Origin of the sequence: Ligilactobacillus salitolerans (assembly GCF_003864415.1) — a bacterium.
Classification (GTDB): domain Bacteria; phylum Bacillota; class Bacilli; order Lactobacillales; family Lactobacillaceae; genus Ligilactobacillus; species Ligilactobacillus salitolerans.
Map to the genome: position 1 here is coordinate 40,891 of NZ_BFFP01000012.1, position 14,905 is coordinate 55,795.

Annotated in this window: 6 protein-coding genes, 19 tRNA genes, 2 rRNA genes, 1 riboswitch and 1 other annotated feature; all 27 genes read right to left on the minus strand. The window is 44.9% G+C overall.

The genetic code is table 11. The features are described 5' to 3' along the window. Positions 1-16 precede the first annotated feature (16 nt). A complete protein-coding gene (locus LFYK43_RS04780; RefSeq protein WP_124975983.1) occupies positions 17-1,219 on the minus strand; it encodes a restriction endonuclease subunit S in 1,203 nt (400 codons plus the stop codon). Continuing rightward, complete coding sequence (locus tag LFYK43_RS04785; RefSeq protein WP_124975985.1) at positions 1,216-3,801, minus strand: type I restriction-modification system subunit M; 2,586 nt, start codon at positions 3,799-3,801, stop codon at positions 1,216-1,218. Before LFYK43_RS04785 ends, LFYK43_RS04780 begins: the two co-directional genes overlap by 4 nt. A gap of 144 nt (positions 3,802-3,945) precedes the next feature. Further along, positions 3,946-5,598, minus strand: a complete 1,653-nt coding sequence (locus LFYK43_RS04790) for a putative polysaccharide biosynthesis protein (protein ID WP_124975987.1) — start codon at positions 5,596-5,598, stop codon at positions 3,946-3,948. Positions 5,599-5,920: 322 nt separating this feature from the next. Further along, the gene (gene leuS, locus LFYK43_RS04795) at positions 5,921-8,335 is read right to left on the minus strand and encodes a leucine--tRNA ligase (protein WP_124975989.1); all 2,415 of its coding nucleotides are present in this window, start codon (positions 8,333-8,335) and stop codon (positions 5,921-5,923) included. 69 nt (positions 8,336-8,404) lie between these two features. Continuing rightward, positions 8,405-8,610, minus strand: a binding site (T-box leader). A gap of 55 nt (positions 8,611-8,665) precedes the next feature. Further along, positions 8,666-10,843 carry a muramidase family protein gene (locus LFYK43_RS04800; RefSeq protein ID WP_124975991.1) on the minus strand — a complete coding sequence of 726 codons (2,178 nt, stop codon included), beginning with the start codon at positions 10,841-10,843 and terminating at the stop codon, positions 8,666-8,668. 184 nt (positions 10,844-11,027) lie between these two features. Further along, a complete protein-coding gene (gene metK / locus LFYK43_RS04805; protein WP_124975993.1) occupies positions 11,028-12,218 on the minus strand; it encodes a methionine adenosyltransferase in 1,191 nt (396 codons plus the stop codon). Then, positions 12,216-12,304, minus strand: a riboswitch (SMK box riboswitch). It overlaps the preceding gene by 3 nt. A 283-nt stretch (positions 12,305-12,587) precedes the next feature. Next, a tRNA-Asp gene (locus tag LFYK43_RS04810) sits at positions 12,588-12,661 on the minus strand. A gap of 3 nt (positions 12,662-12,664) precedes the next feature. Next, positions 12,665-12,738: transfer RNA gene (locus LFYK43_RS04815), tRNA-Met, on the minus strand. Between the two features lie 15 nt (positions 12,739-12,753). Continuing rightward, a tRNA-Glu gene (locus LFYK43_RS04820) sits at positions 12,754-12,825 on the minus strand. 9 nt (positions 12,826-12,834) lie between these two features. Next, a tRNA-Ser gene (locus tag LFYK43_RS04825) sits at positions 12,835-12,922 on the minus strand. Positions 12,923-12,937: 15 nt separating this feature from the next. Continuing rightward, positions 12,938-13,012: transfer RNA gene (locus LFYK43_RS04830), tRNA-Ile, on the minus strand. A gap of 23 nt (positions 13,013-13,035) precedes the next feature. Continuing rightward, positions 13,036-13,106, minus strand: a tRNA-Gly gene (locus tag LFYK43_RS04835). A gap of 10 nt (positions 13,107-13,116) precedes the next feature. Further along, positions 13,117-13,189: transfer RNA gene (locus tag LFYK43_RS04840), tRNA-Phe, on the minus strand. 37 nt (positions 13,190-13,226) lie between these two features. Continuing rightward, positions 13,227-13,300 (minus strand) — tRNA-Asp (locus tag LFYK43_RS04845). Positions 13,301-13,303: 3 nt separating this feature from the next. After that, positions 13,304-13,377, minus strand: a tRNA-Met gene (locus tag LFYK43_RS04850). 10 nt (positions 13,378-13,387) lie between these two features. Then, positions 13,388-13,477 (minus strand) — tRNA-Ser (locus LFYK43_RS04855). 39 nt (positions 13,478-13,516) lie between these two features. Next, positions 13,517-13,590 (minus strand) — tRNA-Ile (locus LFYK43_RS04860). Between the two features lie 16 nt (positions 13,591-13,606). Beyond that, positions 13,607-13,680: transfer RNA gene (locus tag LFYK43_RS04865), tRNA-Met, on the minus strand. A 16-nt stretch (positions 13,681-13,696) separates the two neighbouring features. Continuing rightward, a tRNA-Pro gene (locus LFYK43_RS04870) sits at positions 13,697-13,770 on the minus strand. A 5-nt stretch (positions 13,771-13,775) separates the two neighbouring features. Beyond that, positions 13,776-13,849: transfer RNA gene (locus LFYK43_RS04875), tRNA-Arg, on the minus strand. 23 nt (positions 13,850-13,872) lie between these two features. Beyond that, positions 13,873-13,958: transfer RNA gene (locus tag LFYK43_RS04880), tRNA-Leu, on the minus strand. A 12-nt stretch (positions 13,959-13,970) separates the two neighbouring features. Then, positions 13,971-14,042, minus strand: a tRNA-Gly gene (locus LFYK43_RS04885). A gap of 3 nt (positions 14,043-14,045) precedes the next feature. After that, positions 14,046-14,118: transfer RNA gene (locus LFYK43_RS04890), tRNA-Thr, on the minus strand. A gap of 71 nt (positions 14,119-14,189) precedes the next feature. After that, positions 14,190-14,262 (minus strand) — tRNA-Lys (locus LFYK43_RS04895). A gap of 12 nt (positions 14,263-14,274) precedes the next feature. Then, a tRNA-Val gene (locus LFYK43_RS04900) sits at positions 14,275-14,347 on the minus strand. 8 nt (positions 14,348-14,355) lie between these two features. Then, positions 14,356-14,472, minus strand: a 5S ribosomal RNA gene (gene rrf, locus LFYK43_RS04905). Positions 14,473-14,557: 85 nt separating this feature from the next. Then, a 23S ribosomal RNA gene (locus LFYK43_RS04910) occupies positions 14,558-14,905 on the minus strand; the annotation flags it as partial.

Here is a 14,905-nt window from a genome sequence, read left to right on the forward strand (position 1 = left end):
TGCACTTACGCACAAATTAAACGAACATCTCATTTAGATAGGCTTGCTTCAAATTTTTCAGCTTATCCAGCTTACGTTGATGAAGGGTGATAAGGTGATCAAGGTTAGAAAAAAGTTTTCCAATCTTTTCTTGTTCCTCCAAATTATTTGGAACCATCAATTTTTTCTCCAAAAATTCCTTCTTAGTAATTCCTTTTATAGATGTGCCTTGAACAGCATTTGAGTCTCTTTGTAGTTTTTTGTAAAGAATATAGACTGCAAATAGCCTATTAACTTTGAGATTACTTAAAGATAGAAAATCCTGGCTGGTTGTGTATTCAAAAGGGACGATAGCTAATTTTCCGACTCCGACTCGAGTAACAATCGCTATTGAATTAGCAGGGATTAATTTTGTAGCTGATTTTTTTACAGCACTTTTTGAAATATATTTTTGAGGATGAACATTTAACACACTACCTTCCACAACATCTTTGGATTGGATCCATGGGATATTTCCATTCCAAAAATCCTTAGTAGAAGTTTTAGGAGTACCTCCTCCGAAAGTGTTTTCCGATATTTCTGACGCCTTACGCTGTTCCCAAGGACCAGTAAATCCTGGAAATCTGCGTTTAGGCTCACGCTCTCCTTCAGCGGGAAACATTTCTGATAAATACGCCGATTTTAAATTTTTTAGTTTATCAAGCTTACGTTGATGAAGGGTGATAAGGTGATCAAGGTGAGTAAAAAGATCGCCAATTTTCTGTTGTTCTAATTCACTAGGAACACAGATATCCGCTTGCTTAATCTCACTTGAGTTAATGCTTTCAAATGTTGATCCTGTACTGTATCGAGACCAGTAGCCTGTTGATTTCATTTTTATCAATTGCTGATAGATAAAATCATTTCCTTTTATACTTGCTACACCCCGACCAATTACTGCACTATAATCAGTTTTCCCAACATCACCTACTGGAGCGCGCACACTCAAGATTAAATCGCCTTTTTCAACTTGTTTTGTTACTTGTGTAGTCCATACCCTCGGAACAACTCTTCCCTCTTTCATATCAGCGTTACCTTGAACTAAAATATGGTCTCGAGGATTATCAGTGTAATTTTTAGAGTTGGGTGACTGTCCCATGGTAATTAGAACTTCTTCTCCCAACTTACGCTGTTCCCAAGGATCAGCGTTTTGGAACTCTTTGAAGCGGCGAATTGGCACATTTCTTTGTTCTTCGATCATTTTCTCACCACCAACTCTGCTAATAAATCATTGAATTCGTTTTCAGCATCTTGGATTTCTGTATCTAGAGAATTCAAAGTGGATGAGTAACGTTCCTGAAGCTCACCCAAAGTTTGCAATTCCTGTTTGAGTGGCTCGCTCACTAAGCTGACCATCTTATCATTGACCTGGCTGAACCACTTTTCAAAGACCAGTTGATCAATTTCCTCATCGGTGAGATTTTTGATTCGTTGGTAAACTGCATCGTCTAAATCACTTTGTCCAGTTTTAATTTTCTTATTAAGAGCTGTTTTCTTGTTAGTTAAGCTAGAAACTTTTTTCAAAAGATCGTATTCAATGGAGCCCTTGGTTGCTTCCTTCAGCTCGGCCTTGATCTTCTGATTCTCAAAAGAGTCTTGTGGTTCGTCTTCTTTATTTTTCTTAACTGCGTCAAACAAAGCATTATATTCATCGCTATCTTCAACCCTTGCTGCTTCAACCAGTTCACTGAGCTCCCCATCAATCGAAGCAACTCCATTATTTAAATCTTCAATTTGTTGAACTTGGTCTGCATACAAATGCTTGGCAATCAATTCATTCAGGACAATGGCACCGATCCAACCAGCAGGTTCTTGATGTTTTTTGTCTCCAGTCCCTTTAGTCACCATTTGCTGCTCACGGGTCCGACCAGCTTGGTAGAAACCTAACACAGCAATTAACTCTAGGTCATGAACTAAAACGTCTTTCCAGATTTCGGCAATCACCTGGTAGCCGGCATACACATCAACGTCAGCAAATTCACCTAACAAGTTTTTGATCTCAGTTAACATTTCAAGCTTCAAATCTTTTAATTCAGTTTCTTTGTCCACTTGAGTCAGCTTCTGCCAATATTTGCCCACATAGGCTCTGATTTTTTCAGCAAGTTGTGCCTCTTTATCCTGCACGCGTTGATCAGCTAGAATTTCAGCTGACAGTTCGCTCAAAGACCTGTTCAGCTCAGCATACCCTGGACGAATTTCTGTCAAGGACCGTTCCAAGATGTCTTTGACCACTGAATTCAAAACTTTCAATGCTTGAATATTTTTCAGTGGAATTCCGCCCAACAAATGCGCGTCAACATCTTGTGGGATTTCAGCATCTGCTGCTTCCACGTAACGAGGAATATTCAAGTTATACTCGTTTTCGATAATTTCCTTACGAGTTGCCAGATGACTGTAACCTGGTGTCTCGACTTTTTCAGCGAAGGTATCCACAATTTGGGCGATATCTTTTTCACGTAACACGTTTTGCTTGCCGACTTTGATGAAATTATTAGAAGAATCGATCACTGTCAATGGTGCCGATAATTCACGATTTTTCTTCAAAATCATGACACAGACTGGAATGCCAGTATTGGTAAATAAATTGCTAGGCAAACCAATGATAGCGTCAATGTAATTTTTCTCTAACAAGCGTTTGCGGATCTCGCCTTCAGTCCCGCCACGGAAAAGCACCCCATGAGGCAAAACGATTGCCATCGTACCCTCTGGTCCCAAGTGGTATAAGCCATGCAAAAGATAGGCAAAGTCTCCCTTGGCATCCGGAGGCAAAACTCCAAAATCAGCAAAACGTGGATCACTGACTTTTAAAGGCTTATCTTCACGCTTGTTCCATTTTTTGTCTGAATATGGCGGATTCATGACCACAGCATCGAATTGAACACCCTCATCCGGTCGCTTAGGATCTTCAGGCCAATCTTGCGCCAAAGTATTAGCATTTCTTATATCCATCTTATCTGGACGAACACCATGTAGCAGCAAGTTCATCCGGGTCAAATTATAGGTTTCTGTGATGTACTCTTGGCCATAGTAATGCAGGTCTTTTTGCTCATTTTTGTTTAAATGCTTCCCAACTGTCAACAGCAACGATCCTGAACCGACCGTTGGATCATAGACCGATTTGATTTGAGAAGATTTGACCACGATTTGAGCCAAAACTTCACTGACTTGATGCGGGGTATAGAATTCTCCTGCCTTCTTACCGGCATCAGAGGCAAATTGGCCAATCAAATATTCATAGGCATCCCCTAAAATGTCGCTTTCTTGCAGGTCAACCATGTTTAAATCAGCAAAGAGGTAGATCAGGTCCTTGATATTGCGACTCCGTTTGTTAAGATCACTGCCGAGCGCGGAATCTGTCATGTTGATGATAGAAGACGAAAAAAGGCCCTTAAAGTCATTCGCATCACCTTTGACTGCGATATTTCTTTCAAACGCATTCAAACTATCCATCACTTTTTGAAGTTCAAAGTCACCATTGCGAATATCTTTGACCCAAGTCTGATACAAGTGCTCCGGTAAAACATAATAGCCTAAAACTGTCTGGATCATCTTTGTCAGCTGGTCACCAATTTGCTCATAAGCATCCGCATACTCTTGCACTAAATCGGCACCGCTATCCAGCTTGGCAGTATTTTTAAAGGTTTGCAGTGTTTTATCACTTAAAAACTTATAAAACATCAACCCCAGCATATAATCTTTGTAGCGGCTGGCATCCATCGAGCCCCGCAGATCATTGGCTCCATCCCATAAACGTCGTTTTATTTCTTCTGATGTTGTAACCACGATTGTCCCTCCATAAACTCTATGTCTTACTTTGATTCCAAAAAAAGCTGGTAATCGTTTTAATTATAGCATTTTGCTATCTGGTGCTGAATAATTTTGCGAAAAAATAAAGCCCTTGTGCACAAGAGCTTCACCGTTCATTTTTTATTTAATTCTCAGTACTCTTCTTAAAGACCCAGCTTTAGAACCCAAAACTTTATCGGCAACCCGTGTCTTCAAAGCCAGACCGGCATAGACAAAAGCACCAGCTCCAACCGCGACAAGCAAGACTAAAACTGCGAAGAAACGGTTCTGCACATTCAAGAACAGCCCGGACACAAAGACGATCAATAAGACTACAACAAACATAATCAAGGCAAAAACTGCCATTTGATTAAAACTCTTCAATAGGCGCCCCAGTTCCAAGCCAAATTTTTGGTTGATAAAACGCAACATCAAGTAACAAGAGACGCCCATACCGATTCCTGTCGCAAGGACTGGTCCGTAGCCGTGCAGTAAGGTTGTCATTGGGAATTGCAATACAACTTTAACGATCAGACCGACGATCGTGTATTTGATCGCCATCCGATTTTCATAGACCCCTTGCAAGATCGCTGACATCAGTGAGAACAAGCCCAAGGCTAAGGCCGTATAGGCTGAAACACTCATGATAAAAATCCCTAAGTGATCATAGGAATAAAACAGCACGTACAACGGACGCGCCACAGCTGCCATTCCTAAAGCACACGGTAACATCACAAAGAAGAACAGTTCCAAGGCATCAGTCACTTGGTCTCGTGTACCTGCAATATCCCCACTTGTCACAGCTTCGGTCAACAGCGGGATCGCAGTTGAAGCCATCGCGATCGCCAAGGAAACGATAATCATCACTAATTTGTTGGCATTCCCAGCAAATAACGCATATTGGGCGTTGATCGAATCCAGGGAAAAATTAGTCATCCATTGCATGATCGGCTGGAAGGTGGCTTGATCTAGCAGATTGTATAACGTCATTGAAATGCTGACAAAGATAAACGGGATCGACTGGTAGATAACTTCCTTGATCAATTTACCGTCCGAAACCTCAACAACATTCGCACTAGAATCGGCTAACTCATCAAAACGGCGCCGATGACGTAAATAGTAATAACCCAAGAGGACTAAGCCCCCGATCGCACCGAAAAACGCGCCGAGCGTTGAATGCACGACCCCCAATTCATAACCGCCTTTAAAGACACGCATGATCAGGTAGGTTGCCGCGAGCATATAGACAATTCGGACAAACTGTTCGACCAGCTGCGACATCGCTGAAGGCGCCATATCTTGGTAGCCCTGAAAGAACCCCCGCGCTAAACTCATCACCGGGATCAAGATCAAGGCAACTGCCAGGGAACGGTAAATCGGCACCATCCGCGGATCACCCTGTGAAATCAAGGGTGAGATGAACCAGAGCAGCGCGGCTGAGAACAAACCTAAGCCAAACATTAAATACATTGTCTTCTTAAAGAGCCGCCGACCGACCTGATACTCATTTAGCGAGTTGTAATAAGCAACTTGTTTAGCAACAGCTGACGGGATCCCAGCCGTAGCGATCATAATAAAGAGACTGTACACTGTATAACCCTTGGTATAAAGTGCGTTGGCCTGCAACTTGTCAGCGCCGAACCACCCATACCACGGAATAATGTAAATTGCCCCCAAGACGCGAGAAAAAATGCTGCCGGCAGTCATCCAAGCCGAACCCTTCAACATCTTCTCTTTAGCAGTCGGTTCAGAAACGGTTGGCCCCTGGTTTGGCTGGACCTTATGTTCACTCATCAAAAATAAACCAGCTTTCCATTTTCAATTTAAAGGAAGTTCAAAATCTATTAACTCCTAAAATATAGTCCTGAAACAATTTTATAGAATTTATTAATACTTAGCAAACTTTATTCAAAATCATTATAAATTTATAAAGTCTGACGAAAAGAGACAACTTAATTACGTCAAAAGATGGAACCAGAGTAATTCGGTTTGGCTCCAAGTCGAGCAAAGATGGAACCAGAGTGATCCAGTCTGGCTCCAAGTCGGAGAAAGAATGAACCAGCAAAAAGCGCGAGTACCTTATCCAAGTACCCACGCTTCTTTTCTTTACCTGTAATTATTTACCAACAACAATATTGACCAGCTTGTTTGGCACAGCAATTACTTTCTTGATTTCCTTGCCTGCCAGCTCTTCTTTAACATGCTCATCTGCCAAAGCGATTTCTTGCATCTGATCACGTGTTGTGTCGCGGGCAATTTCCAAGTGTTGACGCACCTTGCCGTTCACCTGAACTACGATCTCAACTGCATCGTTGATCAACTTACTTTCGTCATAGCTTGGCCAAGCAGCGTAGGTGATCGTGCCGACATGCCCCAATTTGGTCCAGAGTTCTTCGGCCAAGTGCGGTGTCAAAGGTGCCAGCATCTTAACTAAGCCCTCAACATATTCCAGCGGCAATGAATCTTGCTTGTAGCAGTCATTAACAAAGACCATCAGAGCCGATATCGCCGTATTGAAATGCAAAGCTGTAAAGTCCTCAGTCACTTTTTTAACTGCCTGGTTGTAGGATTGATCAAGCTGATGGTCATTGATCGTCGTGATCCGGTCACGCAATTCATCTTCCTCATCGATCAGCAGGTTCCAGATCCGTTTGATAAACTTATGAGCTCCATTCAAACCATCTTCGCTCCAAGCAATCGAGGCATCTAAAGGTCCCATGAACATCTCGTAAAGACGTAAGGTATCAGCACCATATTGTTCCACGATGTCATCTGGATTGACAACATTGCCCTTAGATTTGGACATCTTTTCGTGATTGTCTCCTAAGATCATACCTTGGTTGACCAGCTTCTGGAATGGTTCCTTGGTCGGTACAACGCCTAGATCATAGAGGAACTTGTGCCAGAAACGAGCATATAACAAGTGCAAAACAGCATGTTCGGCCCCGCCGACGTAAAGGTCGACTGACATCCATTGCTTGAGTTTATCGTAATCAGCTAAAGCATCTTGATTGTGCGGATCGACATAACGTAAGAAGTACCAAGAGCTGCCAGCCCATTGCGGCATGGTATTGGTCTCGCGTTTCCCTTTACGGCCGTTTTCGTCAACCAACTTGACCCAGTCGGTCAAGTTGGCCAATGGGCTTTCCCCTGTGCCGGAAGGCTTGATGTCTTTAGCTTTTGGCAAAAGCAACGGCAACTCGTCTTCAGGGACAAGAGTTGTTTCCCCGTCTTCCCAGTGAATGACTGGGATCGGTTCACCCCAATATCTCTGGCGAGAAAAGAGCCAGTCACGCAAGCGGTAGTTGACTTTCTTTTCGCCAACCTTCTTTTCATTCAGCCAGTCGATCATTTTGGCAATCGCAGCTTCTTTACCCAAACCATCCAAAAAGCCGGAGTTAATATGCTTGCCATCGCCAGTATAGGCTTCTTTAGTGATGTCGCCACCTTCGATGACAGGCACGATCGGCAAATCAAATTTCTGGGCAAACTCGTAATCACGGTCATCATGGGCTGGTACGACCATGATCGCACCAGTTCCATACGAAGCCAAAACATAATCAGCGATCCAGATCTGAACTTTTTGCCCGTTTACAGGATTGATCACATATGAACCAGTGAAGACACCGGTCTTGTTTTTGGCCAAATCAGTCCGTTCCAAGTCAGATTTATGGGAAACTTCGCTGACATAGGCTTCGACGGCCTCTTTTTGTTCCGGTTTAGTTAATTTTTTGACCAATTCATGTTCCGGTGCTAACACCATGCAGGCAGCACCGAAAATTGTGTCTGGGCGTGTTGTAAAGACTTCGATCTCGTCTTCTTGATCTGCGACCTTAAAGCGGATCGAAGCTCCGACAGAGCGGCCGATCCAGTTGCGTTGCTGTTCTTTGATCGCTTCTGGCCAATCCAGGCCATCTAAATCATCGATCAAACGATCAGCATAGGCGGTGATCTTCAAGACCCACTGCCGCATTGGCTTGCGGATCACAGGGAAACCGCCGCGTTCCGTTTTGCCATCGATCACTTCTTCATTAGCGACAACTGTTCCCAAATCTGGACTCCAGTTGACCGGTACTTCAGCTTCATAAGCTAAGCCCTTTTTATACAGCTGCTCGAAGATCCATTGCGTCCACTTGTAATAATCGGGATCAGTTGTGTTGATCTCACGGTCCCAGTCATAGGACAAGCCCAGCGATTTGATCTGACGACGGAAGTTATTGATGTTTTTCTTAGTAAATTCCCGAGGAGAATGTCCAGTATTTAACGCATACTGTTCGGCTGGCAAACCAAAAGCATCCCAACCCATCGGATGCAACACATTGTAGCCTTGCATCCGTTTCATCCGGGCAACGATATCCGTTGCTGTGTATCCTTCTGGATGTCCAACGTGCAGCCCTTGTCCGGATGGATAAGGGAACATATCTAGTGCATAGTAATTTTTCTTAGCAGGGTCCTCTGTTGTTTTGAAGGTTTGATGCTCATCCCAAAACCGTTGCCACTTTTTCTCAATCTTCTGATGCTCGTAAGCCATTTGACCAATACTTCCTTTCCAATTTTCAATAAAAAAAGTCCCATACGTGTCCTTCATCAAAGAAGAACTGTATAGGACGAATTGCTCGCGGTACCACCTAAATTTCGACCGTCACCAGCCGACACTCTTTTTCATAACGGGAAATACCGTTCTTACCTACTAACTTCAGCAAGAAACTCAAAGGCGAGTTCACACAACCGGCTGTTACGCTTGCACCAGACCGCGTACTCTCTTGATCGGTCGGTTGTCCTACTATTCCTTCTCTGCGTTAATATTATCTTTAACTATAGCAAACCCATTTTTGTTATGCAATAGCTAAATTAATTCATTCTATTTTAATTTTAATGTTTGTCCCACATAGATCGTGTCTGAAACTAAATGGTTCAAGGACTTCAACTGGTTGACTGTCAACTTATTGCGGGTGGCGATCCGCCAAAGAGAATCCCCTTGCGCGACTACATAGCTTCCCTGCTTAGCATCCTGGCTCTGAACTGTCTTGGTTGCTGCGTTGACAGAAGAACGCTGTTGAACCCGCAATGACTGGCCGATATAAATCACGCTGCCGGTCAAATGGTTCAGTTCGCGAAGTTTGGCGATCGTCGTATGGTGTTCGTTTGCGATCGACCACAAAGAATCATTTTTTTGCACAACATAGGTCCCGGCTATCTGCTTGCTTGAGCTTGTTTTCTTGGCTGAAGCTTGCTTAGTCTGCGTACTTGTTTTCGCAGCTGACTTGCCTCTGACCTGCAGTTTTTGCCCAACTGTGATCAGATCACTAGTCAGATGATTAGCAGCTTTCAGCGCTGGGACCGTCATCCCATGTTGAGTTGCGATCGACCACAAAGAATCGCCTGATTTGACCTGATAAGTACTGCTCGAGTCGTTTGGCTCAGGAGCCGCCGTTTTCTTCTGAGCAGTACTTGTAGTCTGACTTTTCTGAGGTCCGCTCAGCTGAAGCTTTTGCCCAACTGTGATCAGATCAGAAGTCAAATTATTTAGCTTTTTGATCTGAGCAACTGTCATATTATGCTGATGTGCAATCGCCCACAAACTGTCTGAACTTTTAACCGTATAAGACGAGCCAGCAGTTGTTTGTTTGTTCTGCTGAGTCGCAGCAGGCTGATTTTGATTTACTTTCTGAGTCTTGACCGGAGTTGTCTGCGCAGCTTTTTGACCTACGACTAGTTCTTGATTTACGTAGATAATATCACCTTGCAAATTATTCCAAGCACGTAACTGGTCGACTTTAGTCTTAAACTTCTGCGAGATCGACCAGAGACTATCGTGTTTTTGGACCCGATAGGTCTGAGCATTGGCCGGCTTTTGCGCTGATGTGGTCGTTTTTTGTGCTTGACCAGCAGCAGGTTTGCTGCTGGTTGAACTCGTTGTGCCGCTTTGTTTGACCTTGAGTTTTTGTCCTGGATAAATGTCGTTGCCGGTCAGATTATTGGCACTTTTTAGTTCCGGCAAAGTCATCCCGTGATTAATTGCGATCCGATAGAGGGAGTCGCCGGATTTAACAGTATATTGTCCATTAGCAGCTACTGCGCCAGACTGATTTGTCTTAGTGCTTGTCTGGTCGATAATTGGAGTTGATGAGCCAACTGTCGAGCTCTGTTTGCTGTCGTATTGCTTCAAATTGTACTGATTGACCAACCTAACAAGTTTATCCGCATAATCCGGTGCTGTAGCATAAGTTCCGTAAACACCGTGTGCCAGATTAGCGGCAGCTTTTTCCACACTCCCTGCTTTGAGAGTTGAGTTAGGAAAATGTCCCAAGATCAGATTCGCATAGTTGTTGAGACTATCTGTGTAAGATGAATATTTCTGAAAATTAGCCTGAACTGTGTGAGACTTCCCGCCATAATACTCAGAAGTCTGCATGCTGACAAAAGCTCCGCTCCCAGACCACTTAACGCCAAACAAGTTATGAGCAGACGTTGCTAAAGAGCTGCTGCCCCAACCGCTCTCCAGAGCCGCTTGGGCGATCATTAACGAAGCGTAAAGTCCACGCTGCTGCGCCACCTGCATTGCGGAAGGTGCAATATTATTTATGAAACCTTGTGTTGATGTAAAAAGCGAGCGCGTACTGTATGTTGAAACACTATTTGTCGCAAGACTTTTATTGGCAGTGTTTTGCTGGTTTACCCCATTAGTTTCCACTTGTTGCTTTGCTTGACTTGCAGTCTGCTCACTGCTGGAGCTGGCTTGACCGCTCGTTGTTTGCGGTGTGGACTGCGAGTTTTGTGCCGCAACCGTGCCTTGTCCTTGCTGATTGCTGCTGCCGTTAGCCTGACCTTGGCTGCCAGCGTTTTTAGCGCCTGTCTGTTGTCCGTCTGCAACCTGGACTGTCGTGTCGGCTAAAGCCTTGGTCCGACTCAACCCAACACCAGCTGTTCCCATTAATACTGTAGTTCCCAGATATGTAGTTGCTTTTTTGACGGATTTAAAATTTTCGGTAAATTGCAAAGCTTTTTCTGCTTCAATTCGTTCTTTCCGTTTTTTCAAATCATCAACCCCCTAAACTCATTTAAAACAAGACCCGCAGAATATGCCAGTCCCTACTGGCAACTTAACGTTACTAGTGTCTAATAGCTAACATTATATCATTGCAAGGTAAAAAATACACCTAAAAGACTTTATGAAAAAAGCACAACTCATCCACAATGAGCTGCGCTTAATTAATTCGTTTTTATTTGACAAATTGTTCTTTCAATTCAACAACTTTATCTGTCTTTTCCCATGGTAGATCCAAGTCGGTCCGACCAAAATGTCCATAAGCGGCGGTTTGCTTATAAATCGGACGCCGCAAATCAAGCATCTGGATGATTCCTTCTGGCCGGAGATCAAAGACAGCGCGGATCGCACGAATCAACGATTGATCATCAACTGTCCCAGTTCCGAATGTATTGACCGAAACGGAAACAGGTTGAGCAACACCGATAGCATAAGCGAGTTGTACCTCGACTTCAGAAGCAAAACCTGCTGCAACAACGTTTTTAGCAATATAACGTGCTGCATAGCTAGCCGAACGATCAACTTTAGTTGCATCTTTGCCTGAAAAAGCACCGCCGCCATGGTGTGCGTACCCACCATATGTATCGACAATGATCTTACGACCTGTTAGGCCAGCATCTCCTTGCGGTCCGCCAACAACAAAACGGCCGGTTGGATTGACAAAATATTTAGTGTCATCATCCAGTAATTCTGCCGGAATGACTGCTTTGATCACGTGTTCTAAGATATCAGCCCGGATCTGCTTTAAAGTCACTTCCGGCTTATGCTGTGTAGAAACAACCACTGTATCGACGCGGAACGGCTCATTTTGCTCGTCATATTCAACCGTCACTTGTGCTTTGGCATCAGGCCCAAGGTAAGTTAGTTCTCCGGTTTTACGGACAGCAGCGATCTTGCGCATCAGCTTATGGCTCAAAGTAATCGGCAATGGCATTAATTCAGGTGTTTCATCAATGGCATAACCGAACATCATTCCTTGGTCACCGGCACCAATCGTATCGAGGACATCAGTTTGGCCTGACTTAGTTTCCAGCGAATGATCGACACCTAAAGCAATGTCAGGCGATTGTTCATCGATGGCGGTCATAACCGCACAGTTATCACCATCAAAGCCAAACTTATTGTCAGCGTAACCGATATCTTTGATGGTCTGACGTGCAACTTTTTGGATGTCCACATAAGCTGAGGTAGAAACCTCACCTACGACGACAACCAGACCGGTCGTCACTGTTGTTTCAACCGCAACACGAGCGTTGGGATCCTGCGTTAACATCGCATCAAGGATCGCATCACTGATCTGATCTGCGATTTTATCTGGATGTCCTTCTGAAACGGACTCCGATGTAAATAAATGTCTTTCTGACATTAAAATTCCCCCACTATCTGTTTAATAATTGGTTACAAGGCATCTTCATCAAAAATGAATCCTTTCGGGAATGAGTTGTAACATCGTAAATTTTAACATAAAAAAAGCCTAAGGTATATAAAATACGTCCAGGTATTATTATTCCCTTCAGCATGATAGAGACGGACATGATCAAGCAGGTACTGCTCGATTTCAAAACAAAAATCCCGAGTAGGCCTAATCTGTCAAAGCAATTTCAGCTTCCAACCAGTACGAATCTTCTCAAAACAGCAAATTCCCCGCTCGCACTACCACGTTTCAGTCAAGACTGAGCAGCAGAATACAAAAAAACCGTCCCAATTAAGGAACGGCAAATTTAAATCGTCACAACGGTCCTAACCGGATTTGAACCGGTGATCTCCTGCGTGACAGGCAGGCGTGATAAACCCCTACACCATAGGACCGAATTGCGGGAGCAGGGTTTGAACCTGCGACCTTCGGGTTATGAGCCCGACGAGCTACCAGACTGCTCCATCCCGCGATAATAATAAAAAAGTGACCCGTACGGGATTTGAACCCATGTTACCGCCGTGAAAGGGCGGTGTCTTAACCACTTGACCAACGGGTCATAAAGAAACGGAGAAGGAGAGATTCGAACTCTCGCGCCGTTTTACCGACCTACACCCTTAGCAGGGGCGCCTCTTCAGCCACTTGAGTACTTCTCCATAACATAAAACTAATGGGCCTAAATGGACTCGAACCATCGACCTCACGCTTATCAGGCGTGCGCTCTAAACCAGCTGAGCTATAGGCCCATAACAACGATCTCTAGATCGTAAGCGGGTGACGAGAATCGAACTCGCGACAACAGCTTGGAAGGCTGTGGTTTTACCACTAAACTACACCCGCATTTTTGCAATGGCGCGGGACGGAATCGAACCGCCGACACACGGAGCTTCAATCCGTTGCTCTACCGACTGAGCTACCGAGCCATAAAAATCACAACTTGAGCGAATGCCCAACGAGAAGCGGTCCTAACCGGATTTGAACCGGTGATCTCCTGCGTGACAGGCAGGCGTGATAAACCCCTACACCATAGGACCGAATTGCGGGAGCAGGGTTTGAACCTGCGACCTTCGGGTTATGAGCCCGACGAGCTACCAGACTGCTCCATCCCGCGATAATAAAAAAGGAGGATAAGAGATTCGAACTCTTGCGTGGTTTTACCCACCTGACGGTTTTCAAGACCGTTCCCTTCAGCCAGACTTGGGTAATCCTCCATAAAATTAAGTTTCATACTATAAGGTTCATTGAAACAATGGACCTTGTAGGACTCGAACCTACGACAGGACGGTTATGAGCCGTCTGCTCTAACCAACTGAGCTAAAGGTCCAAGCTCTGGTATGAAATCGCGGCGGGGGGGATCGAACCCTCGACCTCCCGGGTATGAACCGGACGCTCTAGCCAGCTGAGCTACACCGCGATAAAAAACATACAAATCGGGAAGACAGGATTCGAACCTGCGACCCCCTGGTCCCAAACCAGGTGCTCTACCAAGCTGAGCTACTTCCCGATCAATGCACCCAGTAGGAGTCGAACCTACAACCTTCTGATTCGTAGTCAGACACTCTATCCAATTGCGCTATGGGTGCAAAAAAAAATAAAAAAATCAAAATGCCGAGGACCGGAATCGAACCGGTACGGTGATCACTCACCGCAGGATTTTAAGTCCTGTGCGTCTGCCAGTTCCGCCACCCCGGCGATATTTTGACAAGCGGAAGACGGGATTCGAACCCGCGACCCCCACCATGGCAAGGTGATGTTCTACCACTGAACTACTTCCGCATATGCCGACTAGACGATTCGAACGCCCGACCCTCTGATTACAAATCAGATGCTCTACCAACTGAGCTAAGTCGGCAAACTATGTATAAACACAACTTTATTAGTTTACCAAATCAATAACCGCTTGTCAAGATTATTGAGATTAAATGAGTCGTGACAGGCTCGAACTGTCGACCCTCTGATTAAAAGTCAGATGCTCTACCAACTGAGCTAACGACTCAAAGAATTGGAATGGAGGATACAGGGCTCGAACCTGTGACCCTCTGCTTGTAAGGCAGACGCTCTCCCAACTGAGCTAATCCTCCAATAAAATGCGCGGCAGCGCCCTACCCTCACAGGGGGCGATCCCCCAACTACTCTTGGCGTAACGAAGCTTAACTTCTGTGTTCGGCATGGGAACAGGTGTAGCCTTCGTGCAATCGCCACCGCACTATTTTTCTTTGAGAAGATCCATCCTCTCAAAACTGAACAACATTTCTTCTTGCTTTTATCAAACCGCACTTCCGCGCGACTCTTTGGTTAAGTCCTCGACCGATTAGTAATGGTCCGCTCCATGCCTCGCGGCACTTCCACTTCCATCCTATCTACCTGATCATCTCTCAGGGGTCTTACTTCCATAAAGGAATGGGAAATCTGATCTTGAGGTGAGCTTCGCACTTAGATGCTTTCAGCGTTTATCTCATCCACACTTAGCTACCCAGCGCTGCCTTGGGCAAGACAACTGGTACACCAGCGGTGTGTCCATCCCGGTCCTCTCGTACTAAGGACAGATCCTCGCAAATTTCCTACGCCCGCGACGGATAGGGACCGAACTGTCGCACGACGTTCTGAACCCAGCTCGCGTACCGCTTTAATGGGCGAAC

Excerpts from the sequence above, each read along its gene's own strand:
- LFYK43_RS04790 (WP_124975987.1), bottom strand. The coding sequence starts at position 5,598 with ATGAGTGAACATAAGGTCCAGCCAAACCAGGGGCCAACCGTTTCTGAA.
- LFYK43_RS04780 (WP_124975983.1), bottom strand. The coding sequence starts at position 1,219 with ATGATCGAAGAACAAAGAAATGTGCCAATTCGCCGCTTCAAAGAGTTC.
- leuS (WP_124975989.1), bottom strand. The coding sequence starts at position 8,335 with ATGGCTTACGAGCATCAGAAGATTGAGAAAAAGTGGCAACGGTTTTGG.
- metK (WP_124975993.1), bottom strand. The coding sequence starts at position 12,218 with ATGTCAGAAAGACATTTATTTACATCGGAGTCCGTTTCAGAAGGACAT.